The following is a 25,095-nucleotide window of genomic DNA, read 5'->3' on the forward strand; positions in this document are numbered from 1 at the left end:
TTATCCTCCTCACCGGACCTGGACCTTGGCCATTTCCTGACCGTCCGGGCTCATGACATGCGTCGAGCATGCTAGGCACGGATCGAAGGAATGGATGGTCCTGAGGATTTCGAGCGGTTGGGTGGGGTCTGACATCGGCGTATCCATCAACGAAGCCTCGAAGGCGCCAATATTTCCTGCCGGATCGCGGGGGCTGCCGTTCCATGTGGTGGGCACGACGCACTGGTAGTTGTCGATCTTGCCGTCCTTGATTTTGATCCAGTGCGCGAGCGCGCCTCGCGGGGCCTCGGTAAAGCCGACGCCCTTGACCTCCTTGGGCCAGGTTTCCGGCTTCCACCTGTCGACATGGGCCGTAGAGAAGTCGCCGGCCTTCATATTGGCGATCAGCTTGTTCCGGAAATAGCGCATCTGGTGGCCGGCCCACCTCGATTCAAGCGCACGGGCTGCCGTGCGGCCGAGTGTCGAGAAGAGGGCTGAAACCGGAAGGCCGAGATCCTTGAGCACCTTTTCGACCGGGTCCTTGAACTCCGCCTTGTTCTGGGCATAGCCGACGACCCAGCGGGCGAGCGGCCCGACCTCCATGGCATGGCCGCGCCAGCGCGGCGCCTTGATCCAGGAATATTTAGCGGCCTCGTCGAGCTGCTCGATATTGGTCTTCGTCCCCTTGGCGTTGGGGCCGAGTTCGTAATGTGGCTCGGTAACCCCGTCCCAGGGATGCAGGCCCTTTGTCTCGTCGGGATATTTGTACCAGGAATGGGTAACGAATTCCTGGATCTGCTCGGGATCCTCATGGTCGACCGGCAGCACTTCGGCGAGATTGCCATTGATGATCGCGCCGCGCGGCAGCTTCAGGCTTGCCTCGGAGTAGTCGTTGACGTGCTCGGGTACGTCGCCATAGGCTAGCACGTTCTTGCCCGACAGACCGCCTCCATAGAGCCAGTCCTTGTAGAAGGAGCCGATGGCCATGATGTCGGGAACGTATACCTTGTCATTGAACTCGATAATCTGGTCGATGATCGAGGTGACCATGTTAAGCCGTTCCATGTTGATCGCGCCGACCGCTCCAGTGCCATCGATATTGATCGGACAGGGTACCCCGCCAACCAGCCAGTTTGGATGCGGGTTCTTGCCGCCGAAGATCGTGTGGATCTTGACGATCTCCTTCTGGAAGTCGAGCGCCTCCAGATAATGCGCCACCGCCATGAGATTGGCCTCCGGCGGCAGCTTGTAGGATGCATTGCCCCAATAGCCGTTCTTGAAGGGTCCGAGCTGGCCTGACTCGACGAATTTCTTGAGCCGGGTCTGGATGTCTTTGAAATAGCCTGGAGAGGAAAGCGGCCAGTCGGACACGGACTGCGCGAGCGCGGAGGTCGCCTTCGGATTGGCCGAGATCGCAGAGATCACGTCCACCCAGTCGAGCGCATGAAGATGGTAGAAGTGCACGACATGGTCATGGACCTGCAGCGCCAGCTGCATCAGATTGCGGATCGAATTGGCATTGTCCGGGATGGTGATGCCGAGCGCATTCTCGACCGCGCGTACAGAGGTCAGCGCATGCGTGCCGGTGCAGACGCCGCAGATGCGCTCCGTGAAGGCCCATGCGTCGCGGGGGTCGCGGTTCTTTAGGATGACTTCGATGCCGCGCCACATGGTGCCGGTCGAGACCGCATTCCGGATGATGTTGTTCTCGTCGACATTGACCTCCACCCGCATATGTCCCTCGATGCGGGTGACGGGATCGACGACGATGCGCTTGCCCGAATTGTCCAGTGTGAAGCCGTTGGGTGTTTGAATTGTCACGATGCTGTTCCTCGCCGAGAGTGATTATGATGCGTCGGCTTTTTCGCGCTTGGTGGTCACGCGCTTGAAGGCGGTCACCGCGGCATGGGCGGCGATTGCACCACCCACGATGCCGGCGGCGGTCATGCCGACCTTGTCGGCGTTGGCCTCGACGCCGAACTGTTGGAGGTTCGTCAGCCGGTCATAGAAGCTGCCGTTGTCCCAGAAGCCGTCTTCCGAGCAGCCGATGCAGCCGTGGCCTGACTGGATCGGGAAGGAAACGCCACCGTTCCAGCGCACGGTAGAGCAGGCATTGTAGGTGGTCGGGCCCTTGCAGCCCATCTTGTAGAGACAGTAGCCCTTGCGTGCGCCCTCATCGTCCCACTCCTCGACAAACTGGCCGGCATCGAAATGTGATCGACGGTAGCATTTGTCGTGGATGCGCTGCGAATAGAACATCTTGGGCCGGCCCTGCCGGTCGAGGTCCGGCAGCTTGCCGAAGGTCGTGATGAAGGTGACGACCCCGGTCATCACCTCCGCGATCGGGGGACAGCCTGGTACCTTAATGACCGGCTTGTCGAGGATGACCTTGTCGATCGCTGTCGCCCGGGTCGGGTTCGGCTTGGCCGCCTGGACGCAGCCCCAAGAGGCGCAGGCGCCCCAGGCGATAATCGCCATGGCATCCTCGGCCATCCACTTCAGCTTCTCAACGAAGGGTTTGCCGCCGTCGATGCAGAACATGCCGTCCTCGTTGAGCGGCGGATTGCCCTCGACGGCGAGGATGTACTTGCCTTTGTACTTCTCCTTCGTCTCTTTGAGAATCGCCTCCGCTTGATGGCCGGCGGCCGCCATGATCGTATCGTCGTAGTCGAGCGAGATCATCGACAGCACGACGTCTTTGACGAGCGGATGGGCCGAGCGGATGAAGCTCTCCGAACAGCAGGTGCATTCGAGCCCATGCATCCAGATGACGGGAACGCGTTCCTTGGTCTCAAGTGCTTCAGCCATCGCTGTCGCGGCACCCGGGCCGAAACCGAGGCTCGCGGCCGTCAGGCTGCAGAACTTGGTGAAACTGCGCCGGGTGATCCCCTGGCGACGAATGACGTCATATAAGGTTTGGGCAGCTGCCATGTTGCTCCTCCAGCAATTTCATCCCCCATCCCATCACCCGGATAGACGCCGGGCTCTGCCAGAAATGCTTGCTGCAAGAAGCGGACCAATTTAGTAGGGGTCAGGGGGATAATCACCCGGTTCGGGATAATGCTGTTTCCGACCCCACTGCGGACGTTGGAGGGTCCGCTACCGGGTCGCAGCGCCAGCTCGCGTAGTAACGATTCAAACGGAAGCCAATAGCCGCACCCTTGAGGGGTTACCCAAGGCGGCCCTAAGCCCCAGTGGCGAAAGCTCAAGATGAATTAGGGCATACGCCTCGGCTCACGCCTTTGCGAGGAGCCCTGGATGCGAGATAGTTCGAGGAACCTTGGCCAAGCATTGGAAGTCCACAGCAGGCGCGAAGGGCCATGTCTGCACCCGAACCACAGTCACAAGCTCAGATTTCAAGGGCTTGCGAATGCTGGCAGACGCATGCGGAGACCGTTTTGTCTCTGGAGTGGTGCTATAAGACCACGATAAGATTGTCCCATTCGGAGAGCGCCTCCATGCGGCACCGCTTTCGGTACTTTGGGGGTAGAGCAGGTACGGTGCCGGATGGCCGTTGCTGCCGAATGCCGGAATTCTTCGCTCGCAATTGCTAGCCCAACATCAACACAACGCGCCGACTGCCGTTGTATCTCGCCGCGAACCGTCTTGCGTTTGTGGCCCCCTCGCCCTCACGGCCGGTTCAGCGTCGAACGTATCGTGCCGCGATGCATTCAAGGCCGCGACCAGAACGGCACCCGTGCGACTGCGGCAGAAGCCAGGGGTTACGTGCATCACGGCAAGACAATGGCGCCGGCAAGCCCGCCAGCATCGTCGCCAGTGCGGGCCTGGGAACCGCCATTGTCCAGGTGCTGGTCAAGCAGCTGGAGGCCAACATCGAGGTCATCAGCGACAAGAACGGCACCAGCGTGTCGATGACAAGGGCAACGTTCACCTCGCGCGTGTCGCGGGCGGCGTAGCATGATCCATCCGGTGGCGGGAGCCGTAGGCGCAGGTCCGCCATCCGGTTGGATCGCGCCAAGGCGCGGGATCTAGTCAATATGTCCAGCGTAGTCGCCAAGTCCGAAGAGCAGAAGGACGCCGAAGCCGAAGTCGAGGGCTTTCAGGACGACCTGGGCCGTTCGTCGTTGCCGCCGAGACAACACATGGTTTTCACCGACGCAAAAGAACCCGGCAATCCCATCATTTTTGCCAATGACGCCTCCCTCGGCATCACCGGATACGCCAGGGAAGAGGTCCTCGGTCGGCACTTCAATTTCCTGATGGCGAACGGCACGACGCCGGGGCGCTGAAACGCATCAAGCTCGAGTTCGAAGCCAATGCGGAGGCGGGCACGGAAATCCTTTACAGGCGCAAGGATGGCAGCGAGTTCTGGGCGGGTCTTTTCGCCAGTCCTGTCCACGACAAGAGCGGCGCCATCGTCCAGTATTTTACCTCCTTTGTCGATCTGACCAGACACAAGGAGGAGCAGGCGCAATCCAAAATGCTCATCGACGAATTGAACCATCGGGTGAAGAACACGCTGGCAACGGTGCAATCGATCGTCTGGCAGGCATCGCGAGCCAATTCCGATCCGCGGGCGATCCGCGAAACGGTCAAGTCCCGGCTGGATCGGCCAGAAGGCGATCTGCCTTTCTGGCCGTAGTCCTCCTCGACCAACCAGGCCCAGCGGACCCATCGGCCGGGATTTTGGCGCTTTGAAAGCGGTGTCTTTCCAGTGGCCTGTCCCGGCTTTGGTGCTTTGTACTTACCAAGCTGCCTGAGCGCCCTTGCTTTGGCACTCGGGTTAGTGTAACCTTGATTACCGTAATTAGGATTACACTAATGTTCGTAGGTCGCGCTCAGGAGCTCTCCCGCCTCCGCAAGGAATTCTCCCTCGCTAGGCCCTCTTTGCTTGTGGTATATGGACGGCGCCGGATCGGGAAGTCCGCGCTGCTCAAGGAAGCTGCCAAGGACCGTCCCCACGTTCTCTATCAAGCGACGCGTGTCACCCCCACTCTGAATCTGGAGGGCTTCAAAGCGGAAATCGCCCGCTCGCTCGGCGCCGATCCCCTGTTGGACGGCCTCGGCGATTGGCTGAGCGTGCTGACATACCTCGCGCGTAAGGCCGAGGGGACGCTTGGGCTGATCGTCGTCCTGGACGAATTCCCCTACCTTGTCGAGGGCGATCAGGCCCTGCCATCGATCATCCAAAAATTCTGGGACGCGGTCGTCGCCGCCGAGGGCAAGCTGAACTTGGTGCTCTGCGGGTCGATGATTGCCCAGATGGAGGATCTGTTGGCCGAGAGGAACCCACTCTACGGGCGCCAAACCCTACCCCTGGAAGTCAAGGCGCTGCCGCTGCGGGACGCGGCCGGGTTCTTCCCGGATTACCCTGCTGTGGATCGTATCCTTGCCTATGCCATCTTCGGTGGTATCCCCTTTTACCTAAGGCTCTGCGATCCGAGCGCAAGTCTCGAGGAGAACGTCACCAATTTGCTGCTCGCCGATACTGGGGCGCTGGTAGACGAGCCGAACGTCCTGCTCCAATCGGAACTTCGGGAGACCCAACGCTACGCCAGCATCCTGGCGGCGATCGCGGACGGCTGCACCAAACTCGGGGAAATCGGCGGCCGTCTCCGGGACATCAAGGATTCCGTTTCGCTGAGCCCCTACATGAAGCGGCTCGAGCGCATGCGGCTGGTTCGGACCGTACATTCCCTCGACGCCAACCCCAAGTCACGGGACACGCGTTACTTCGTGGACGATCCGCTTGTTGCCTTCTGGCATCGGTTCGTTCGGCCGAACATGTCAAGTGTGATGCAGGGCTTCGGTCCCGAGATTTGGCGGCACCAAGTGGTGCCGGGGCTGGACGAGTATGTGGGCGGCGCGTTCGAGGAAATCTGCCGAGGGCACGCCCGCCGCCATGCGCAGGAGGCTCTTCCGTCTCCGGCCCAGGAGATCGGTCAAATCTGGGGTGCCGAATATGACATTGACGTAGCCGGACGCTTGCTGGACGGATCGATGCTATACGGCGAGTGCAAGTGGCGCCGCGGAATGATCGGGGCGGATGTCCTCGCGACACTGATCGAGCGCGCCGGAAGAACCGACTATGGTCGTGGCGTAGAAGATCGCCACTTCGTCCTATACGCGCGCACCGGTTTCAAGGCAGGTGTCCAAGAGCGTGCCAAGGAGGACGGACGGATTGTGTTGCTGACGCCCGACACCATGCTCGCCCTCTGAAATCCTCAGTCAAATCAGGCGGCGGTCGATGCGGTCCTCGGCCCAGTCACCCTCGCGGTTCAGTCCGACGCGTCCGGCTTTCTCGAGGGTACTGAGGATCGGAGACAGGCGCTTGCCGATGATGGTGACGGCGCGGATCGTCCCCGGACACCCGTGCCTCGTTGCGAGCTCCTGCGCGCATTCGGCGGTCGACATCGGACGCTTGGCGGTCCGCAGAATGTCGAGAGTCATCTGACGCTTGTTTGTCTCGCCGATGACCTTGTCGAGTTCCCTGACGGCCATGGGCAGCCGGCCGCGGCGCTACTGAGGCTGAAGGCCCAAATCGTTCCCAGAGCTTGGCGCGCGTATCGACAACCGCAAAACGCGTGTTGGGTTCGGCGGCAAGCCACGCATGCTGGATGCCGAGCAGGTGGTGGAAATCACCGGCCACCCGGTTGGCGACGTTTGCCCTTCCGGCCTCGCCTCGCCACTGCCGGTCTATTGCGATGTGTCGCTGCGCCCACGATCACGTGGTGCCGGCGGCCGGCGAAACCAAGGCCAGCGGTAAGGAACGGCGTCAAATGGTGCGACACTGCCAAGATGCCGGACCTGCGACGGATGCAATAATCGACTGACAGGGATGAGCGGCAGCGCCAAAGCGCCGTGACAGGCCGTTAAGCGCCGGGCAGCGTGCCCGCCGACATTTCGACGACATCGAGCAGGATGGCCAGCCCGACGCCGCACGCAGTCAGGATGAGGCCGGCCATGAAGATGCGGTTGGCGCGTTCGTAGATGGGTCGGCGCAGCGAACTCATGTCGAGCAGCTTGGACAGCGCCCGCATCTGCAACGCGATGCCGACCAGGATCGGCACAACGGCGAACAGGTCGTAGAGCCGCCATGGCACGGGGTTTGCCGCCCAATGCGTGACGAAGCCGAGCGAAAAGGCAAGCAGGATGCCCACGACAGTGATTGTGCCATTGCGGAAAATCGTCTCGATCAGCTCTTCCTTCGGATCGTGCTCGTCCAAGCAGCCCTCCCCTCCCTCAGCCGTAGCAGGCCATTGCACAGTGTGAGACTAAACTCTCGGGGAATCCCTGTACATCGCCGCCAATTAGTCAAGAGAGCTTCCGGCAAAGCGGACAGGTGGTTGTGGGGGAATTAGCGGAACTGGGCGGTGAAGCGCCGTTGAATTTGGACAGACTGAGACCGGCGATCGGAGCCTTGTGCCCTGTCGCCCCATATGGGCGCTCCTTGTTGTAGTATCTGCGACAATCCACCAACTTTTCGAACCCCTTTGGTCCGACTTGCGCCAGACACCTAACATGATGCCATCGCAACGAGCTGGCGACGGAAGCACTGTCTGCAGTTTGGGATCATGCCAGGCATTGCCTTCTCAAAGAGGTCGCGATCCGTCTCGTCCCGGTAATGGTCGCATTTATTGTTGATTGTGACTTTCCGTAGCCAGCCCCGGCCATTTATTTCCCTAGGATCTGCGATGCAGGTCGAGGCGTTGTCGCAGTCTCGGCGGGTAAGATAGGCAAGACGACCTCGGGCACCTTTCCGGTCAGCGAGTTAAGGAAGGCAACGAGCAGGTCGACCTCTTCGGCCTTCAATTCTTCGCCGAGCTGGGTGGTGCCCATAATGGCCACGGCCTGTTTCAGATCCCAAACCTTGCCCGAATGAAAATAGGGCGCGGTGAGTGCCACGTTGCGCAGCGGCGCCACGCGGAAAACAAAGGTATCGTCGGCTGAATTGGTGACGGCAAAGCGGCCCTTGTCGTTTTCCGGCCGTACCTCGGCGCTGGGCTTTTCAATAAGGCCTGCGTAATGAGCTATGCTGCAATTTGGGTGACGAGGCTGATCAAGCGGCGCTCTGCGGCTTCAGTTCAATGACCTCGATTCCATCCTGGAACGTTGCACCTGCGATGAGTTTAGGCAACTGATTTTGTCCTTTCAGTCGTCGCCACGTCCTGGCCGCGGCCATGACCAGCTTGAAGACCATCAGCCTGGCGGTTTTCGAGGAGAGTGAGCCCTTGGTACGCACCGTGCGATGGCGAACGGTCGCAAAGACGCTCTCGATGGGATTGGACGTTCGCAGATGATCCCAATGTTCGGCGGGGAAATCGTAGAACGCCAGCAAGGCATTCTGATCTTTGGTCAGGCAGTCGACCGCCTTGCCGTATTTCGCATCATATTTCTCGACAAAGACGGCAATCGCCGTCTCGGCTGAGGCTCGGTTCGGGGCGGAAAAGATTTCGCGCAAGTCCGTCTTCATGGCGGCCTGCACCGATTTCGGCACCTTGTTGAGCACGTTGGCTGTCTTGTGCACCCAGCATCGCTGGTGCTTGGTGCCGGGAAGGAGCTCATCGAGCGCTTTCCAGAAGCCAAGCGCGCCGTCGCCGACGGCAAGATCGGGCGCGATCTGCAGGCCACGACGCTTGACGTCGACCAGCAGCTCGCGCCAGCTCTGTGCGCTCTCACGAATGCCGGTCTGGAAGCCGAGCAGCTCTTTCTTGCCCTCGGGCGTGGCGCCGATCAGGACCAGCATGCATTCGGCATGATCTTCCATCCGGGCCTGCAGGTAGACCCCGTCCGCCCACACATACACATAGCGGCGCGCCGAAAGATCGCGCTTTTGCCAACGATCGTATTCGATGCCCCACTCCGCCGTCAGTCGCGTGATCACCGAGGGTGAGAGGTTCGGCGCCTCCTTGCCCAACAGAGCTGCCAGAGCTTCCTGAAAGTCGCCCGTCGAAATGCCGCGCAGATAGAGAACGGGAAGAAGCGCATCCAGACTTCGTGTCCGACGCGCCCATTTCGGCAGGATCGATGAGGAAAAACGGATGCGCTCCGCTTCACCGTTCGCGCCGCGATCCCGGACCTTCACCCGGCTGACGGGCACCGCCCCGATCCCCGTCTGGATGCTCCGCTCCGGCCCGTGACCGTGCCGGACCAGCCGGTCACGTCCGTCCGGAAGCTTGAGATCCCGCATCTCGGCAAGAAACGCTTCGGCCTCCATCTCGATTCTCGATCGCCTGCGCCAGCAATTTGCGCGCGCCGGTGCGAAGCACATCCGTCAGGGGATCATCGATTTCGTCGGGCTGACGAAGGCGAACAATGTTGATAGTCTCGTTCATGGCGTATCGCTCTCCTTGAGAGGTTCTGGCAGGCTTCATCACCCGCCTCGATACGCCGCCCTTCTCAAACCGTCATCACCCAGTTTCAGCCATAGCTCCTGCGTAATAGGCCTCCCCGCCAACGTTGATGCCGGCATGGCAGGACGAGCAGCCTTTCTCCATGAAAAGCGCCAGGCCCTGTTTCTGTTCCGAAGTCATGGCGGCGTCATCGCCCTTGAGGAAAGCATCGAAGGGGGCCGGTGTTACCAGTGTCGCCTCAAAGGCTTCAACTGCCTTGGCTAAGTTGTCGAAGGTGACGCGATCGGCCTCGCCCGGGAAAGCTGCATTGAACCATCCCACGTATTGCGGCATCGACTTGAGCGTCGCGATGACTTGACCCGGTGTGTTGGCCATTTCGACACCGGCTTGGATCGGTCCCTTGGCCTGAGCCTTCAGGTCTTCGGCGCGACCATCCCAGAACTGAGCGATGTTGAAGACAGCGTTCAGCACCGTCGGCGCGTTGCGAGGTCCCTTCTGCCAACCATGGCCGATCGAGGTTTCAAGATTGTCGTCGCCCCCGGTGGCCAGGTTGTGGCACGAGTTGCACGACAAAACGCCTGACGCCGAGACACGCGGATCGAAGAACAATGCCTTGCCGAGGGCGATCTTTTCCGGTGTGATCGGGTTGTTGTCGACTGCCGGCGTGGTGGATGGCAAAGCCTTGAAAGTGCCCAGTGCCGTTTCTCTGAGGTCGGCGGGGATCGGTTCGGCAGCAAAAGCGGTGGCTGCCGGCAAGGCGACAGCCATCGTAGTGAATAGCATTTTCATAAATGATCTCCGAGAGTTGTGCACGGAAGCCATTGTGGGATATGCGGTTCGTGAACGCCCTGCGCTAGATCAACGGCGGGAGAGGACCGGGCCTGACGGCCAGACTTTTATTGGGCCTGTGATCGAATGGCGGAAGCCGCCACCAAGCCTGTGTCCATCGCTGCGACCGCGGATCCCATACGTGGCCGGCGCCGTCGCAATTTGCTCGCGCTGACGGCCTGGTTGGTTCCTTGGGGCGTGGCGACGATCACCATGACAATGCCAAGGCGGAAAGCATCATTGGAGACCATGAAGGTCGGAGCCGTGTATCCGATGACGTACGAAACCTTCAGCGGCGCGAAACACCTTCGGCTTTTTCATTTTGCAAAATTCAAATGGAGGGGATCGGGAATCAAAGCAAACTCCGACCCAGTTGCGGGACAGCCCAACACCGAGCGGATCAACGTGCATGATGGTGGGATGCGGCGCTATAGACCTCGATGCTGGGATGAGCATCGCAATATCCTGTCGAGACAATTGTTGCGTTCAGCGGCAACCCCCACTATGAAGCGACGCTTCGCCGACTATGTTTCAAGCCGCCCGGAGAATTTCATGACAGAAGAAACCGACAAGAACATCGACAGCCTCATCGAGCTCACCGCCGATGTGGTCTCAGCCTATGTCTCCAACAATCCGGTTCCGGTAGGGGACCTCCCTGCTCTGATCGCCCAAGTGCATGCGGCTCTGAATGGCACGGCCGGAAGCGTCTCCGCAGAAGAGCCGGCGGTCCTTAAGCCTGCAGTCCCGATCAAGAAGTCAGTGACACCGGACTACATGATCTCCCTTGAGGACGGGAAGAAATTCAAATCGCTAAAGCGCCATCTGTCGACCCACTACGGGCTGACGCCGGACGAATATCGCGCCAAATGGGGCCTGCCGGCGGATTATCCCATGGTCGCGCCGAATTACGCCGCGGCGCGCTCGGCCTTGGCCAAGACGATGGGGCTCGGCCGCAAACCGAAGGAGCCGGAAACGCCGGCGCCGGGGCCGGCGAAACGGACCCGCAAGAAGGTTGCGGCTTAATTTCGGCAACCGAGATTCGTTCTGGACCGCGCTGCTGCCATTGGCATGATCTGCGCGGACTATGAAAGGGCGGGGGAGCAACCCCATCTTTGCAGACAGCCTGGTTTCAGGAATTCGCGACGGTTTGCAGCAAACTGTTGACCGATTCTCCGGTCAAGCCATGTTCTCGCCCACTCTTGTCGAGCGGGTCAGCCCATCCGGGACGTGCCGGGCTGCTTCCGGCTCTTGCTGGACGCAGCCGAAAAATCAGCCAGCTTTGCTGAGGCTGCCAGCGGATGACTTGCCAGTGCGGCGGTCCTGTTCAATCTCATAGTTGATCTTCTGCCCTTCATTGAGGGTTGAGAGGCCCGCGCGCTCGACAGCGGAAATGTGGACGAAAACATCCTGACCGCCATTGTCGGGCTGGATAAATCCAAATCCCTTGCTGCTGTTAAACCACTTCACTGTTCCGGTCGCCATATGCGTATTCCTTTGTAACAATTGCAACGTGGGCAGGCCATTTGGCCAGTCCGTTTCATAGCCGAGACTTTAGGCAAAGCAAAAACGAAAAATTGCTAGGCCCGGCTCGATCTGCCGGTGGTGGCTCGCGCCACTGGGTCAACGGCCGGGTGGTTCACGTCGCCATTGCGCCTGCGACGCGCCTGAATCCCAGTATCATCTATATCACTGTCGCAGTGGACACTGCGATTGGCTTTGGTGTGTCCGTTGAGGCATAGAAATGCTTACTATAACTCATATTTTAGGGAGAAATGAGCTATAGAAAGGCATTCTATCGCTCATGACCTGGAACTGGCAACAACCCGACTGGCCGAATTTCCGTTACGATCCCGCTGCGTTAGAGCCGCTGGAGAAGGCATTTCTGCTGCGCGCAGGCGAACTGTTCGGTGGATTCCGCCATGTCAGTCCCAATGATCGGGATACGCTGAGAATCGAATTGATTAGCGATGAAGCGCTGAAGACCTCGGAAATCGAAGGCGAGATCCTCAATCGTGACAGCGTGCAATCTTCGCTGCGCCAGCAACTGGGGCTCGACAACGTTCCTCCGCAAGAGTGCGGCATCGCCGAGATGATGGTCAATCTCTACCGGACCTCTGCCGACACCCTTACGCCGAAACTTTGTTGGGTTGGCACAAGATGGTCATCGCCGGGCACCGCAGCATCCAGGTGATAGGCGGTTACCGCACGCATGCGGAGCCGATGCAGGTCGTATCCGAGCGCATCGACAAGCCGAAGGTGCATTTCGAGGCGCCGCCCTCGGCACGCGCGGGCGCCGAAATGGACGCCTTCATCGCCTGGTTCAACGCGAGCGCGTCGGATCAGCGGCGCGCCTTGCCGGCACTGACACGCGCGGGGATCGCGCATCTGTATTTTGAGAGCATCCATCCTTTCGAGGACTGCAACGGGCGTATCGGTCGAGCGCTTTCGGAAAAGGCATTGGCGCAGAACCTCGGCGAGCCGAGCCTTATCGCGCTGGCGTACACGATCGAGCGGAACCGCAAGGCTTACTACGACTCGCTGGAGCGCTCCAACAAGGAGAATGAGATCACCGATTGGCTGGTGTCTTTCGCGGAAACGATCCTCGAAGCGCAAAGCAATACGTTGAAGCGCATCGACTTCTATATCGATAAGGCGCGCCTTTTTGACCGGCTGCGCGGTAAGCTATCCCCCCGGCAGGAGAAAGCCGTCACCCGTATGTTCCGAGAGGGCATCGAGGGCTTCAAAGGCGGCCTTAGCGCCGATAACTATATCCATACGACGAAAGCGTCCCGAGCCACTGCTACACGTGACCTGCAAGACCTTGTCGAAAAGGGCGCGCTGGTGCGTACCGGCGAGCGTCGACACACGCGATACCATCTAAACCTGAAGCAATAGTCGTCATGCGCTCGGAGTCTCGGTACGCGCATCAGCCCCTTCGAAGCCGTTCCAACTCGTCTTTCACGATCGCCTGAAACGCGCGGAGATGCTGCGAAGCCATGATTATCGACGACGCTGACAAGGAGTCGCCGCCAGGCGTGACAGGCGAAATAGCGGTGCGGGCCCCAACGTCTCCTATGAATATTGGCGCGATCAACAAGCGACCCGAGAGGCGCGGCGTGACAGATGGTATCGCAGTGGCGATCTCGGTCACCGCGATGCCGACGGTTTTTTTGGGTCCGTGATCGCAAAAAGAACCTGATCATTTCCGGCGGAGAAAACATCTATCCGGCGGAAGTCGAGCGTGTGCTTAACGAGCACCCCGATGTCGCAGAATGCTCTGTCGTCGGCCGGCCGGATCCGCGCTGGGACGAAGTACCAGTCGCCTACGGGGATCAGGCGGGTGGGGGCTCGGATCGAAGCAGAAGCGCTGGCTGCCCATGTGCAGTCCCAGGTCGCCCGTTTCAAAGTCCCGCGCGAGTTTATTTTCACGAACGAATTGCCGCGAACGGCGTTCGGCAACATCCAGCACTCTATTCTGAAAGAGCGCGATGCGCGACCACGCCAGCAAAGTGGCAGCAATTGAAGAACGGGGCGTTGCGCGATGACTGGGTTTTTTTACGGCCACGGTGAACTTGCAATTCAAGGTGAATGCGGCTGTGGCGGTGCTACAAACCCGGCCTCGGCGAAAGGTTCGGAGGCTATCGCCTGTGTTTCTGTCGCGAATTTAGATTATGGACGCGCGGCGTAATATTTAGCGCGCTGCTCATGCCGCCCACCAATCGCCGTTCGGCCGACGATCGCCTTTGCCAAATCTCGACCAGCTGCAGCCTGCGGTCGCCCGGCGGGATCAGCAAAGGGCGTCGCGCAAGGCCGCTTCGTCCTCGCATCCACCGATATATGATTAATAGCCGCAATGTCTCAGCGTCCTGAGGATGGCGATTGCGGTTTCGTGGTCGCTCCGGACATTGAAGAAGGCACGCCGATAGGAAGTACGCAAAGAGCACTCCCGTCGCTGCCTTGTTTTGTTGGCTTTTTCAAAACGGCTAGGCGCTCTCTCTGTCGGCTTGAGTGCACGGCTCTGCGTTAGCAGCCCCGCGATCTTCTCGGGAGGTGTACACACATTGCCTCACGAGCCCCACCTATATTATAGGCCCAATAACGCCGTGCTCGTGGTAACCGGCGACGTCGAGCCGGAAACGGTGAAGGCGCTGGCCGAAAAGACTTATGGAAAGGTTTCGGCAGGTCCTGGTTTAACCCGCATCCGCCCGGTCGAGCCGGAGCAGAACACCAAGCGCACGGTGACGCTGACCGACGCGCGCGTTTCGGTGCCCCGCTTTTCCACGCAATGGGTGGTCCCGTCCTATCATACGGCCGAACCTGGCGAGGCCGAGGCGCTCGACCTCCTGGCCGATATCCTCGGGGGCGGCAACCGCAGCCGGCTCTACCAGCAGCTGTTTGTGAAGCAGGGCATTGCCGCCGAGGCCAGCGCCAATTTCCAGGGCACCATGCTGGATGCCACCAACTTCGCCATCTACGCCTCGCCGCGCGGCGATGCCAAGCTCGCCGATCTGGAAGCGGCGGCCAATGCCGAGGTCGCCCGCATCGTCAAGGACGGTGTTACCGATGACGAGCTGGGCAAGGCCAAGGACCGCCGTGTCCGCTCGGTGATCCTCGCCCGCGACAACCCCGCCTGCTTGGCCCACATATATGGCTCAACGCTTGCCACCGGCGGCAGCGTAAAAGATATCGAGGAATGGCCGGACCGCATCCGCAAGGTTACCGCCGATCAGGTCAAAGCGGTTGCCGCCCGCTATCTCGTGCCCGGCCATTCGACCACCGGCTATCTCTTGCCCAAGACGGAGAATTGATGTGATGAGGAACCAACACCGTGCCGCCTTTGCTCAAGCGCTGCCTTTTCCGCTTTCAGCGGCAGAAGGTAGCGTCGCGTGCCTCGCCACCCCGCTGGCCATCCTTTTCATCGCCATTTTCTTCCTCATTCTGCCGGCGCTCACTGCTCATGCGGCGATGAACATCCAGGAGGTGAAATCTGAAAAGGGCATCAATGCCTGGCTGGTCGAGGACCATACGGTGCCGATCGTGGCCATTCGCTTTGTCTTCGCCGGCGGCACCACGCAGGACCCGCTCGGCAAGGAGGGGCTCATTCATCTGATGACCCGCCTGTTCGACGAGGGCGCCGGCGATCTCGACAGCGAGGCCTTCCAGGTGAAGCTCGACAATGCCGGCGCCGAGATGAGCTTCGACGCGCAACGCGACGGCATCCATGGCTCGATGCGCATGCCTTCCCTGCGGAAGGACGCCGCTTTCGATCTGCTCAGGCTCGCGGTCAACAGGCCGCGCTTCGACCAGGAGCCGGTCGATCGCATCCGCGCCCAGGTGCTCTCCGGCATCATTGCCAATGAGCCCGACCCCGATGCGATCGCTCAGCGCAAATGGCTACGCGCGATCTACGGCACGCATCCTTATTCGAGGCCGGACGAAGGGACCAAAGTGAGCCTCGCCGGCATAACGCCGGCCGATCTCGGCGCCTTCCACAAGGCTATTTTCGCTCGCGACGGGCTCCATGTTGTCGTGGTCGGCGACATTGACGCGAAGAGGCTGAGTGAAAAGCTCGACCAGCTGTTCGGCGATTTGTACGAGAAGCAGACGCTCTCCCCCGTTGTCGATGTCGCCGCGAAACTCGGACAGCAGGTCGAGGTGAACTACGAGCTTCCGCAGACCTCGCTGCGATTGGCTTTTCCTGGCGTCGGACGCAGCGAGCCGGATTTCTTCGCCGCGCTGCTGATGAACGATATCCTCGGCGGCTCGCCCTTCACGTCGCGCCTGTGGGAGGAGGTGCGGGAAAAGCGCGGCCTTGCCTATGGGGTCGGCTCTTATCTGGCCGGTTACGAGCATTCTCATGCGCTGCTGGTTACGACGGCGACACGCTCGGACCGCGCCGCCGAGACGCTGAGCATCGTGCGTCAGGTGGTGAAGGATATGGCGGAAAAGGGGCCGACCGAGGCCGAGCTCGAGGCGAGCAAGAAGCATCTGATCGGCGCCTATGCCATCAGCTATCTGGATACCTCCAGCTCGATTGCAGCCACGCTCGTCGGATTGCAGCTCGACAATCTCGGCACCGACTACATCCAGCGCCGTTCCGCCCTCATCGATCAGGTGACGCTCGACCAGGTCAAGGCAGCGGCGAAGAAGCTGCTTTCGGCCGAGCCCGCCATTATGGTCGTTGGCCCGCCGCTGGGGGGCAAAGGATGAATACAGGAGCCCGTTTCGACTTCCCTCTCCCTTTTGATCTTTTTCAAGGGGAGTGTGGCCCAGTTCGGCTGGCTGGTAGGGTTTTTTAAAAGCCCGCCGAGCGGTTTGGGGGGGGCCTTACGAGCATTTGCCGGTTCAGGCGGCCTACTCGCCTGATTGTGGCCGCTCCTCCTCACGTCAGCATCTCTTCGGTCGGTTAGAGAGCGGGACCGTGGCCCGCAGACTGGGCGTACAGAGCTGGCTCGGCAAAATTGAACAGGGGGTTAAGTGGAATTTCTGGTGCGCCAGGAGAAGCTGGCGTGATCCAGCCGGTGGAAGTCCGGCCCAGGTAAGGAGTAGCGTCCGCCTGGTAGCGAGTGTTGCGTGAGCCCGCCGGCGACGGCGGCCGCGAAGCGTACACAGCAATCGTGAGGGGTAGGTTATTGAGCCGCGATATCCACAATGTCGCAGAGGCCGAGACGGTCAGAAACGTCGAAGGCGAAATGTGCGGGGCCGCTATGCGAGGCCTTGACGCTCTGCCGCGGTCGAAGATCCTATCACGCACGAACGGATTGCGTCGGAACCTGGGATATCTCGCGTCTGACCGAAGGTGGGAAACCGCCTCGGCCCGCATCGGGAAGGTGAGGAGCCGGAGCCGATGATGCACGGTCGCGAGAAGTCGGATCCCGCCATAGTAGTGAAGAAGCCGACGAACAAGGCCGGGTCACCGGCGGCGGAGACGGTGGAGCGAAGGGCGGGGGCCAAGGGGAATGCGGAACAGCACCGCACACTCCGGACACAGGGACGGGAGAGTGTGGCACATGGGTTGGACCGCATACGGCAAGTGGCAAGGCACAACAAGGAGACGAAGTTCACTGCCCTTTTGCACCATGTCAGCATTAACCAGATGCGGGAAGCCTTCTACGCCCTCAAACGGAAAGCTGCTCCGGGAGTAGACGGAGTGACATGGCAAACTACGAAGCCGATCTCGAAAGCAACCTCGCCGATCTCTATGATCGGGTTCACCGAGGGGGACCGTATCACCCGCTTCCATCCCGCCGGCAGTACATACCAAAGGCGGATGGGCGACGACGGCCTCTCGCGGTGGTAGCTCTGGAAGACAAAATTGTCCAAAGGGCGACGCTGGAGGTGCTGAATGCGGTCTATGAGGAAGATTTCCTCGGGTTCTCGTATGGGTTCCGACCTGGACGTAGCCAGCACGATGCGCTGGACGCCCTTGTAGTTGGGATTGGCAAACGGAAAGTGAACTGGGTTCTTGACGCCGACATCCGGTCATTCTTGGATCCATTGTCATAATACCCCCTGGTTCACGGTATCTGTTCGAAGAGGCTAGGATTTTGGTCTATCGTCTTGATCCATAGGCCTTTTCTCTGTCCACGCACGACATGGACGGCTTCGAGTTCGCCGCGTTTTACTCGCTGCAACACGACCTGGCGCGACAGGCCGAGGTTCTCCATGGCGTCGCGGATGGGCTCAAAGCCTTCGCCAGGCGTGGCCAGGAAGCGGGCCTTGAGTTCGGCGGTCAGGCGAATGCGCCATGGCGCACCGGGTGTCACCTGTTCGCCCGGGATGAGGCCGTCGTTGACATGGCGGTGAAGCGTCGATGGCGCCACGCCGAGCGCGGCAGCGGCCTGACGGACGGTGACGATGTCGCCGTCGGCGGCTGGTGGCTTGGCCTTGCAGGCGGGAATCTTCCAGTGCTTACGCAGATAGCCGACGCGGTTGGCGTCAAACCGGTGGCCCTACGCCGTTCGGCGGCCCTGGCGGTTGAGGACGCCGGCAATGACCGCGTCGGGATAATGCGGTGCCAGCCGCCGCAGCAGCGCCAGCGTGTCCTCGTCGGTACGAACCGTCGCCGGCCGCGAGCGCGGCAAGGCGACGGTGAGGCGACTCGTAGCGTTGCCCTTCCAGCGCAGGACGAGAAGCGCCGCTGCCTCGTCGCGATCGACATGGAGGGTGACCTCATCGAGGAGCGTGCGCAGCAATTCCTTGCGGTCACGCGGCGTGGTGGTGGGCGCGTACCAAACGCTCGCCAGATCGGCCCCGAGGGCAAGCAGCGTTTCCCGCTCCGTGGCCGACAGGACGCGCGGACGCTGCTCCTCGCGCCGCGCCAGTTCCGCCTTTGCCGCCTCCAGTGCGCGCAACGCCTCCTCCCACTCCTGCTCGAGCCTGCGGGCGACCAGGCGATTGTCGGGATCGACGGCGCAATAGCGGCGCTCGGCGCGGTTGACGGCGAAGGCGGCGCGCTCCACGTCGAGCCGCCAATGCTTGAGTGCTGCCTCGCGATCGTTCTCCAGCCGCTCGGCCGCTTCGAGCGTGGCGGTCAGGCGCACCGGCTCCAGCGCCTCCAGGAAGGCCGCCACCACGGCTTCATCGATCTGCCCGCCGCCAACATTGAGGCAATGGACGCCTCTGCCCTCGACGACCACCTTGCCGGGACAATGGTAGCCCGGCGTCACGGTGCGGCCGCGATAATGGGTGTGCAGCCGTCGCCCGCAGTGGCCGCAGCGGGCAATGCCCTGCAGCAGGGCGCCACCCTCTCTGGCGGCGCCACCGGCCTGTTCCTGCGCCTTGGCGTGCGTCCGGGGTTGGGTGTTGGCCGCCATGCGCTCTCGATTGGCCTCGAAGGTGGGCCAATCGATATAGCCCTGGTGGTGGTCCTTGATCAGCACTTGCCAGTCTTCCATCGGCAGCTTGCGTATCCGCTTGCACCGCGCGCCGGTTTCGTCGAGCACCGTCTCTCGGCGATACTTGCCATAGACATAGGCGCCGGCATAGACTGGATTGCCAAGCACACTGTGAATCGCGTGGTAGCTGGCCTCGCCCCAGCGCAGCTCGGTGCGTGCATTAAGCCACAGCGGGAACTTCATCCCTTGCTCGCGGAACCACAGCCACACGCGGCGCGCCGAGCCGAGCTCGGCAAAGCGGGCAAAGACGGTGCGGATGGCATGGGCGACGGCCTCGTCGGGATGGATCAGGATCTCGCCGTCCGCCTCGCCCCAGACGAAGCCGATCGGTAGGCCGCGGCGCAATTCACCGCGCGCTGCCTTGTTGCGGATGCCGCCATTGAGGCGGGCGCGCAGGACGTGCAATTCGGCCTCGCTCATGGCGCCTTTCAACCCGAGCAAAAGCCTATCGTTGAACAGAGCCGGGTGGTAGATCCCGTCGGCATCGCCAATCAGCGTATCGGTCAGCCCGGCCAACTCGATCAGCCGGTGCCAGTCGGCATTGTTGCGCGCCAGCCGCGAAACCTCCAGGCCAAGCACGATGCCGACCCGGGCCAGCGCCACCTCGCTGGTCAGCCGCGCAAAGCCGGCGCGCATGACGCTGCCGGAGCCGGACAGGCCAAGGTCCTCGTCGATGACCAAGACACGCTCGTCCGGCCAACCCAGCTCACGCGCCCGACCGGAGAGCGCGTATTGCCGCTCGGTCGATTCACGGTTGTTCTCCACCTGTGAGGCGCTCGACTGGCGCAGGTAGACGACAGCCAGCCGGGCCTGGTGACCGGCGGCGATTTTGCTGTGTTCAGTCATGACCGGCCTCCCTCACTGTCAGCATGCGCGCGATCACGAGGGCGAGCCGGCGCAACGCCTCCGCCCGCGCCTCGGCGTCCAGCGTCTCCCAGGTGGGTGGGTCGGGAGGCCGCTTGCGGTCTTCCTCGGCGAATCTCAGCTTCAGTTGCATGTCGCTCCTCCTTGTCATCGGGCGGCGACTCGCCGCGCCGTTCAAGAAGAGCGTCGGTCAGAAAGCGCAGATGCAGAAGGTCTGAAAGCCGCCCAATGCTGGAGTGATTAGCCGGCGAGGCTGTGGAATCACCCCCCAGGCCCCCGAGATCCGTCCACGCGACGGGAATGTAGGTCCGGCTGCCGTCCGGCAATTCTAAAAGCAGCGTTGGCTCGCCGCGGCGTTTGAGGCGGCTGATTACGGCCAGAGGCCGCCCTTCAAAGGCGTGGCCCTCCCGCATGATCGTTGCCGAGGCGGGAAGGTCCTGGTGATGGGCAGTCTGGAGATGTTTCCTTCGACTCGGTAAGCCAAGAATGGCTCATCCGGTTCCTGGAACATCGGATTGGCGACAAGCGCATCATCCGCCTGATCCAGAAATGGCTGAAGGCGGGCGTCCTAGAAGATGGGGTGGTGGCGGTCAGTGAAATGGGGACGGGACAGGGCTCGGTGATCTCACCGCTACTTGCCAACGTCTATTTGCACTACGTCATCGACCTGTGGGCCAAGCGCTGGCGGCGTCGGGAAGCATCCGGCGACATGATCGTTGTGCGCTATGCCGATGATCTGGTCGTTGGCTTCGAGCACGAAACTGACGCAAGGCGCTTCCTCGATGCGATGCGAACCAGGCTTGAGGAGTTCTCGCTATCGATGCATCCGGACAAGACCCGCACGATCGAGTTTGGCCGCCACGCGGCGGCAAATCGCGAGATGCGCGGGCTCGGAAAACCGGAGACTTTCAACTTTCTGGGCTTTACTTTTATCTGCGGCAGATCTCGGCAGGGTAAGTTCCTCGTCAAGAGGAAAACCCGGGCCGATCGCCTGCGGACAAAGCTCAAGGAGGTGAAGGCCACGCTGCGACAGCGAAGGCACCAGTCGACCCCCGAACTGGGGAAATGGCTGGGGCAGGTTGTCCGAGGATTTATGAACTATCACGCTGTGCCGACCAACTACGAGGCCAACGTGGCGTTCCGCCGCCAAGTCATATCACACTGGCGTCGAGCCCTTATTAGGCGCGGCGATCGGGACCGAACGACAAGGCAGCGGATCGAGAAATTCGCCGACGACTATCTCCCCAAGGTCCAGATTATCCACCCTTGGCCGGAGCAGCGCTTCGCCGTCAGACACCCGAGGTGGGAGCCGTATGCGGGAAAGCCGCACGTACGGATCTGTGCGGGGGGCGTGCAGTAATGCGCGTCCCTACCGCGACCCTGAGCTGAGCCAGGGTGGCTCACGAACAGGAGCTGAAATGCCGAAACGAATTCGCCGTAACCATGCTGCTGGTTTTAAAGCCAAAGTGGCGCTTGCGGCCCTGAAAGGGGAAAAGACGCTATCGGAATTGGCGCAGCAATACGATGTGCATCCCAACCAGATCGCGGATTGGAAGAAACAGCTTCTTGAGGGAGCCGCGAGCGTGTCTAACGGTGGGGAGAAAGCGGCACCAGCGGTCGATGTGAAGGTTCTTCATGCCAAGATCGGCGAATTGACGCTGGCCAATGATTTTTTAGGCTCGGCGCTCGACAAGGCCGGGCTGTTGGCGAGCGTAAAACGATGATTGATCGCGACCATGACTTGCCGATTACAAAGCAGGCTGCCGAATTGGGGATCAGCCGGGGCAGCGTCTACGCCTTGCCTCGGCCCGTGTCAGCCGCCGATCTGAAGCTGATGCGCCGGATCGACGAATTGCACATGGATTATCCGTTCGCCGGCAGCCGGCTGATGCAAAAACTCCTGAAGCGGGAGGGCTATGAAACGGGCCGCTTACACGTGCGAACCTTGATGAAGCGCATGGGCATAGAGGCGCTTTATCGCAAACCGCGCACCAGCACGCCCGGGGATGGGCACAAAATCTATCCCTATTTGTTGCGCAAACTGCCGGTCACCCGGCCCAATCAGGTCTGGGCGACAGACCTGACCTATATCCCGATGGCACGTGGGTTTTGTTATTTGGTCGCCATCGTCGACTGGTTTACGCGCAAGGTTCTGTCCTGGCGGCTCTCCATCACGATGGACACGGCGTTCTGCATTGAAGCACTCGAGGAGGCGCTCGCCCGATATGGCAAGCCGGAAATCTTCAACTCCGACCAGGGCAGCCAGTTCACCAGCATCGAGTTCACCAAGAACCTGCTCGATCAGAAAATCCAGATCAGCATGGATGGTAAGGGCGCCTGGCGCGACAACGTATTCGTCGAGCGCCTATGGCGAACCGTCAAATACAACGAGGTCTATCTCCATGCCTATGAAAGCGTCAGCCAGGCACGTGCTTCCATCGGTAAATTCCTGACTTTTTATAACCAGAGACGACCTCATTCGAGCCTTGACGACAGAACGCCCGATGAGGCCTACTTCACCCCAATGACGCTTCCCAAAGCGGCTTAAACACAGGTAGGATTCCACTTATAAATCGGGAAATCCTGTTCAAACAAACCGCGCCAGCTCTTACCTCGGCGCCACCTATGCCAACATCGAGGGCCAAGGGACGATCGGCGGGCTGGGCAATATCGGCAAGGTTCGGCTACTGACGCCCACGCTCACATCATCCATCTTCGACCAAAGTTCAGCGAGTTGATCCTGCAGCAGCTCCGGCGTTCCCCTTTGCAGGCTTTCTAAGTTAGTCGCGGCGTTATGTTGAAAGGTGACCAGGGAACCGAACTACGTTTGTCGCGGCGATGTCAGCCTCGGGGGCGCTTTCCTCTACAAGCCGCAGAAGAGGAAGGATTACGGACTGTTCCCAAAGACTGTTGATGATATCTTCGAGTGTTTCTTTTAGATCGCCTTTTGCCGCAAACCATTTTTCGAGTTGCTCGGCAACCCGCAGTTTGAAGCCGGGGCCACGACCCCATTCCGACGAGCAAGACGTCCACACGGGGGATTGGGTCAAAGGCTCCCGATACACCTCGATTGCGCCCCGTTGCGATCCTTCGAGGAACGCAACTTTCGACGCTGCGGCGCTTGCCGCGAACTGATCGATTGTTCGCACGGCCGCCGCAAGATCGTCATCGGCCTTGAGCGATTTTAGGAAGGCATCAAGGCTCTGAAACCACGTGTCGCTGCGCAGCTTGGCATCACGGGCAGCTCCAACTCCAATAAGGTGCGTCATGTTGAGACCAGAGTATTCGCCGCTCCGCCGTGTTGCTGCCCAAAGCGTCGATGCGTACCGGACGCCCTTAACTGTTCCGATTGCTTCGACATATGCAAGCCGTTCACGCGCGCCTAGACGCCGATTGCCCTTAAGAAACGTGTTCAGGCGATTTGCCACCTCCTCGATCGCAGCATTGAGGGCCTGGGCTTCATGATTTTCGATGATTTCTTGAGCGGCGGCACAGAGGTCAAACAACCTTTCTTCAATCGTTTTTCGCATATGAGCGAGTTGCCCAAAGAGTTCGGCCCGAATACGCGCCGGTTCATCGGACTCAACGTTAAAAAAGATCAACGGAACTCCGCCCAAATCCTCCGCGCGAAGTTCGCCCGACACCTGCATTGTTTTGAACTCGTAGCCTTCTGCATCGGTCAGGGCTTGTTCGCCCATATCGTCCTTCATCGAGCGTGCTTCTTCCGAACGGGGCAGGGCAAGAACAGAAACCTTGCCGGTATCGACCCGCTCGGAGAAGGTCAGCCGCATGTGTTGAAGCAGCATACGGGCGCTCGTGCCGGGCGCATCATTGAACCGCGAGCAGAAAATGACCGCCGTGCGAGGATCCTTGAGTCGGGCGTCAAGGTCTTCTCTGACGGCAACGTCATCGACCCCTTTGGTATCGATTACAGATACCTCAAGCTCGCCAAAGCTTCGGCCGAAATTCGGAATCATCAGATCAATACTGCGTGGCAGCGACACATCCTTAAGCCGGCCGTTGTTCACAGCCTTGAAGGTCTCCGTGACCCATTCCATTGGATGCTTCCTGGTAGCGCTGTCGTACCACAGCTCGCGCTGGGTACGGTCGGGCAATCCCATTAGGCCGAGAACACGGGTTCTAAATTCTTCCTCGTTACCACAGGAACGCGCCAAGTCGTTGACCGGATCGAAATAGGTGATCTTGCCTTCGACCATCTCCCTACGCCGACCGAGGCCGGACATGTTACGGATTGCACGATCGGCTTCGCGGCTGACGCCGACCGTCTCGCTCTGATCCCGCTTTTCACTGCTCAGGATCATCCATTTCGCAGCGCAGAAGTCAGCCACTAATTCGCGCAACTCGTTTTCGCTCATGGGCACAAGAGAGATACCAAATTCTGGGCCCCCTTTTATATGAACTTCGCAGATCGTGGTCCCGCCGCCCCCAGTTTCCAGTATCGGCCGGTTGATCTGCTTCTCTGCCATTGAGGCAGGGACAAGCAGGTCAAAGATGAAGCTGATTGCCGTCGATTTTCCGACGCCCATGTCGCCGATAAACGCGATGTTGTGGTTGAGACGGTTCAGGAATGTCGCAGCGCGAAGCAATGAATCCCGGTGCTTCTCAATTTGCCTGCGGAGGGGCCAGGGGCGTTCATCGTCGTTCAGAAATTCTGCGACTTGGCCGAGGGTCTCTTCAGTGATTTCAAGGCAAGCTAGTTCCGGGTTCCAGAAAGAAGGCGGCTCTATGTGCAGCCATTCACGCGCTGCATAACTCTTATAGTCAGCTGCTCTTATTGCGCCAAGTTCGGCGAGCGCGTCCAGGACGCGATCGATCTCGGCTGCGGCGGCAATCTCTCCTTTTTCGATCCGGGAAATGCGACTTTGGTCAAGGCCGGCTTTTTCAGCCACTGTTGCCTGCGTTGCGCCAGCCTCGGCCCGAAGTCGGGCTATGGCGACGGACGTATGATTAATAGGGAAAATTGTCATTTAGGTACATCCTTATGCCGCATTAATGAAAACATATATGCAGGACGTCGCCTTGTGTCAACTTTGTTCTGGATCTTAAAAATCGTGGGATCGCCGATGTCGCCCGCGAACTCTGGAGTTTGGGCGGTGCGGCATGGTCAAGCGACAGAATGTCCATGGGAATAGCGGGCCAACGGAACGCGTGTTACACGAGTCACTGTGTTACAAAGAGGGGGCGGCTATCGG

General features: G+C 60.3%; 17 protein-coding genes and 11 pseudogenes. 15 read left to right on the forward strand and 13 right to left on the reverse strand.

Annotated features, from left to right (window positions below; genetic code table 11):
* Positions 1 to 9: 9 nt before the first annotated feature.
* A complete protein-coding gene (locus BPNPMPFG_RS38755; RefSeq protein WP_258598248.1) occupies positions 10 to 1,800 on the reverse strand; it encodes a nickel-dependent hydrogenase large subunit in 1,791 nt (596 codons plus the stop codon).
* 24 nt (positions 1,801 to 1,824) lie between these two features.
* Positions 1,825 to 2,910, reverse strand: coding sequence for a hydrogenase small subunit (locus BPNPMPFG_RS38760; RefSeq protein ID WP_258598249.1), 1,086 nt, complete (start codon positions 2,908 to 2,910; stop codon positions 1,825 to 1,827).
* A 406-nt stretch (positions 2,911 to 3,316) separates the two neighbouring features.
* On the opposite strand from BPNPMPFG_RS38760, the pseudogene BPNPMPFG_RS38765 reads away from it, so the two are divergent.
* From BPNPMPFG_RS38765 to BPNPMPFG_RS38790, 6 genes and pseudogenes are all read left to right on the forward strand, one after another.
* A pseudogene (locus tag BPNPMPFG_RS38765) lies at positions 3,317 to 3,469 on the forward strand (ATP-binding protein); the annotation flags it as partial.
* Positions 3,470 to 3,644: 175 nt separating this feature from the next.
* The gene (locus BPNPMPFG_RS38770; protein WP_258598251.1) at positions 3,645 to 3,896 is read left to right on the forward strand and encodes a hypothetical protein; all 252 of its coding nucleotides are present in this window, start codon (positions 3,645 to 3,647) and stop codon (positions 3,894 to 3,896) included.
* Between the two features lie 48 nt (positions 3,897 to 3,944).
* The gene (locus BPNPMPFG_RS38775) at positions 3,945 to 4,229 is read left to right on the forward strand and encodes a PAS domain-containing protein (protein ID WP_258598252.1); all 285 of its coding nucleotides are present in this window, start codon (positions 3,945 to 3,947) and stop codon (positions 4,227 to 4,229) included.
* Between the two features lie 5 nt (positions 4,230 to 4,234).
* Positions 4,235 to 4,351, forward strand: a pseudogene (locus tag BPNPMPFG_RS38780) (HWE histidine kinase domain-containing protein); the annotation flags it as partial.
* A 69-nt stretch (positions 4,352 to 4,420) separates the two neighbouring features.
* Positions 4,421 to 4,582 (forward strand): HWE histidine kinase domain-containing protein, encoded by a 162-nt coding sequence (locus tag BPNPMPFG_RS38785; protein WP_258598253.1) that lies wholly within the window; start codon positions 4,421 to 4,423, stop codon positions 4,580 to 4,582.
* 179 nt (positions 4,583 to 4,761) lie between these two features.
* On the forward strand, positions 4,762 to 6,159 hold the full coding sequence (locus tag BPNPMPFG_RS38790; RefSeq protein ID WP_258598254.1) for an ATP-binding protein: 1,398 nt from the start codon (positions 4,762 to 4,764) through the stop codon (positions 6,157 to 6,159).
* A 9-nt stretch (positions 6,160 to 6,168) separates the two neighbouring features.
* On the opposite strand, the gene BPNPMPFG_RS38795 is transcribed toward BPNPMPFG_RS38790, so the two are convergent.
* Positions 6,169 to 6,441 (reverse strand): hypothetical protein, encoded by a 273-nt coding sequence (locus tag BPNPMPFG_RS38795; RefSeq protein WP_258598256.1) that lies wholly within the window; start codon positions 6,439 to 6,441, stop codon positions 6,169 to 6,171.
* A gap of 58 nt (positions 6,442 to 6,499) precedes the next feature.
* On the opposite strand from BPNPMPFG_RS38795, the pseudogene BPNPMPFG_RS38800 reads away from it, so the two are divergent.
* Positions 6,500 to 6,773 (forward strand): annotated as a pseudogene (locus tag BPNPMPFG_RS38800) (YbaK/EbsC family protein); the annotation flags it as partial.
* Positions 6,774 to 6,812: 39 nt separating this feature from the next.
* Here the strand turns inward: BPNPMPFG_RS38800 and BPNPMPFG_RS38805 are convergent.
* The 4 genes and pseudogenes from BPNPMPFG_RS38805 to BPNPMPFG_RS38820 all read right to left on the reverse strand — a co-directional run.
* On the reverse strand, positions 6,813 to 7,166 hold the full coding sequence (locus tag BPNPMPFG_RS38805) for a hypothetical protein (RefSeq protein WP_258598257.1): 354 nt from the start codon (positions 7,164 to 7,166) through the stop codon (positions 6,813 to 6,815).
* A 448-nt stretch (positions 7,167 to 7,614) separates the two neighbouring features.
* A pseudogene (locus tag BPNPMPFG_RS38810) lies at positions 7,615 to 7,959 on the reverse strand (cytochrome C peroxidase); the annotation flags it as partial.
* A 40-nt stretch (positions 7,960 to 7,999) separates the two neighbouring features.
* Positions 8,000 to 9,275 (reverse strand): annotated as a pseudogene (locus BPNPMPFG_RS38815) (IS256 family transposase).
* An 84-nt stretch (positions 9,276 to 9,359) separates the two neighbouring features.
* Positions 9,360 to 10,082: pseudogene (locus tag BPNPMPFG_RS38820) on the reverse strand (cytochrome-c peroxidase); the annotation flags it as partial.
* 591 nt (positions 10,083 to 10,673) lie between these two features.
* Between BPNPMPFG_RS38820 and BPNPMPFG_RS38825 the strand changes: the two are divergent.
* Positions 10,674 to 11,144: a Ros/MucR family transcriptional regulator gene (locus BPNPMPFG_RS38825; protein ID WP_258599103.1), complete on the forward strand. Its 471-nt coding sequence runs from the start codon at positions 10,674 to 10,676 to the stop codon at positions 11,142 to 11,144.
* 246 nt (positions 11,145 to 11,390) lie between these two features.
* On the opposite strand, the gene BPNPMPFG_RS38830 is transcribed toward BPNPMPFG_RS38825, so the two are convergent.
* Positions 11,391 to 11,603 (reverse strand): cold-shock protein, encoded by a 213-nt coding sequence (locus BPNPMPFG_RS38830; protein WP_095495993.1) that lies wholly within the window; start codon positions 11,601 to 11,603, stop codon positions 11,391 to 11,393.
* A 319-nt stretch (positions 11,604 to 11,922) separates the two neighbouring features.
* Here BPNPMPFG_RS38830 and BPNPMPFG_RS38835 point away from each other — a divergent pair.
* The 5 genes and pseudogenes from BPNPMPFG_RS38835 to BPNPMPFG_RS43670 all read left to right on the forward strand — a co-directional run bounded on the left by BPNPMPFG_RS38835 (position 11,923) and on the right by BPNPMPFG_RS43670 (position 17,627).
* Positions 11,923 to 13,016: pseudogene (locus BPNPMPFG_RS38835) on the forward strand (Fic family protein).
* A gap of 89 nt (positions 13,017 to 13,105) precedes the next feature.
* Positions 13,106 to 13,644 (forward strand): annotated as a pseudogene (locus BPNPMPFG_RS38840) (class I adenylate-forming enzyme family protein); the annotation flags it as partial.
* A 559-nt stretch (positions 13,645 to 14,203) separates the two neighbouring features.
* A pseudogene (locus BPNPMPFG_RS38845) lies at positions 14,204 to 14,929 on the forward strand (M16 family metallopeptidase); the annotation flags it as partial.
* A 4-nt stretch (positions 14,930 to 14,933) separates the two neighbouring features.
* Positions 14,934 to 16,331, forward strand: a complete 1,398-nt coding sequence (locus BPNPMPFG_RS38850) for a M16 family metallopeptidase (protein ID WP_258598259.1) — start codon at positions 14,934 to 14,936, stop codon at positions 16,329 to 16,331.
* A 945-nt stretch (positions 16,332 to 17,276) separates the two neighbouring features.
* A complete protein-coding gene (locus BPNPMPFG_RS43670; protein WP_495885011.1) occupies positions 17,277 to 17,627 on the forward strand; it encodes a reverse transcriptase domain-containing protein in 351 nt (116 codons plus the stop codon).
* Positions 17,628 to 17,638: 11 nt separating this feature from the next.
* On the opposite strand, the gene BPNPMPFG_RS38860 is transcribed toward BPNPMPFG_RS43670, so the two are convergent.
* From BPNPMPFG_RS38860 to BPNPMPFG_RS43675, 4 genes and pseudogenes are all read right to left on the reverse strand, one after another.
* Complete coding sequence (locus BPNPMPFG_RS38860; RefSeq protein ID WP_413776965.1) at positions 17,639 to 18,040, reverse strand: helix-turn-helix domain-containing protein; 402 nt, start codon at positions 18,038 to 18,040, stop codon at positions 17,639 to 17,641.
* A 33-nt stretch (positions 18,041 to 18,073) separates the two neighbouring features.
* The gene (locus BPNPMPFG_RS38865) at positions 18,074 to 19,864 is read right to left on the reverse strand and encodes a recombinase family protein (RefSeq protein ID WP_258598262.1); all 1,791 of its coding nucleotides are present in this window, start codon (positions 19,862 to 19,864) and stop codon (positions 18,074 to 18,076) included.
* Positions 19,857 to 20,015, reverse strand: a complete 159-nt coding sequence (locus BPNPMPFG_RS38870) for a hypothetical protein (protein ID WP_183454876.1) — start codon at positions 20,013 to 20,015, stop codon at positions 19,857 to 19,859. Before BPNPMPFG_RS38870 ends, BPNPMPFG_RS38865 begins: the two co-directional genes overlap by 8 nt.
* 58 nt (positions 20,016 to 20,073) lie before the next feature.
* Positions 20,074 to 20,295, reverse strand: a pseudogene (locus BPNPMPFG_RS43675) (DUF5372 family protein); the annotation flags it as partial.
* Between the two features lie 53 nt (positions 20,296 to 20,348).
* Between BPNPMPFG_RS43675 and BPNPMPFG_RS38875 the strand changes: the two are divergent.
* Positions 20,349 to 21,242, forward strand: a pseudogene (locus BPNPMPFG_RS38875) (reverse transcriptase domain-containing protein); the annotation flags it as partial.
* Positions 21,243 to 21,300: 58 nt separating this feature from the next.
* A protein-coding gene (locus BPNPMPFG_RS38880; protein ID WP_258598265.1) for an IS3 family transposase occupies positions 21,301 to 22,430 on the forward strand; the annotation gives its coding sequence in 2 pieces (ribosomal slippage) (positions 21,301 to 21,550 and positions 21,550 to 22,430; 1,131 coding nt in all).
* A 244-nt stretch (positions 22,431 to 22,674) separates the two neighbouring features.
* Here the strand turns inward: BPNPMPFG_RS38880 and BPNPMPFG_RS38890 are convergent.
* A complete protein-coding gene (locus BPNPMPFG_RS38890; protein ID WP_258598267.1) occupies positions 22,675 to 24,870 on the reverse strand; it encodes a helix-turn-helix domain-containing protein in 2,196 nt (731 codons plus the stop codon).
* Positions 24,871 to 25,095 lie beyond the last annotated feature (225 nt).

Source organism: Mesorhizobium sp. AR07 (genome assembly GCF_024746815.1).
GTDB lineage: Bacteria > Pseudomonadota > Alphaproteobacteria > Rhizobiales > Rhizobiaceae > Mesorhizobium.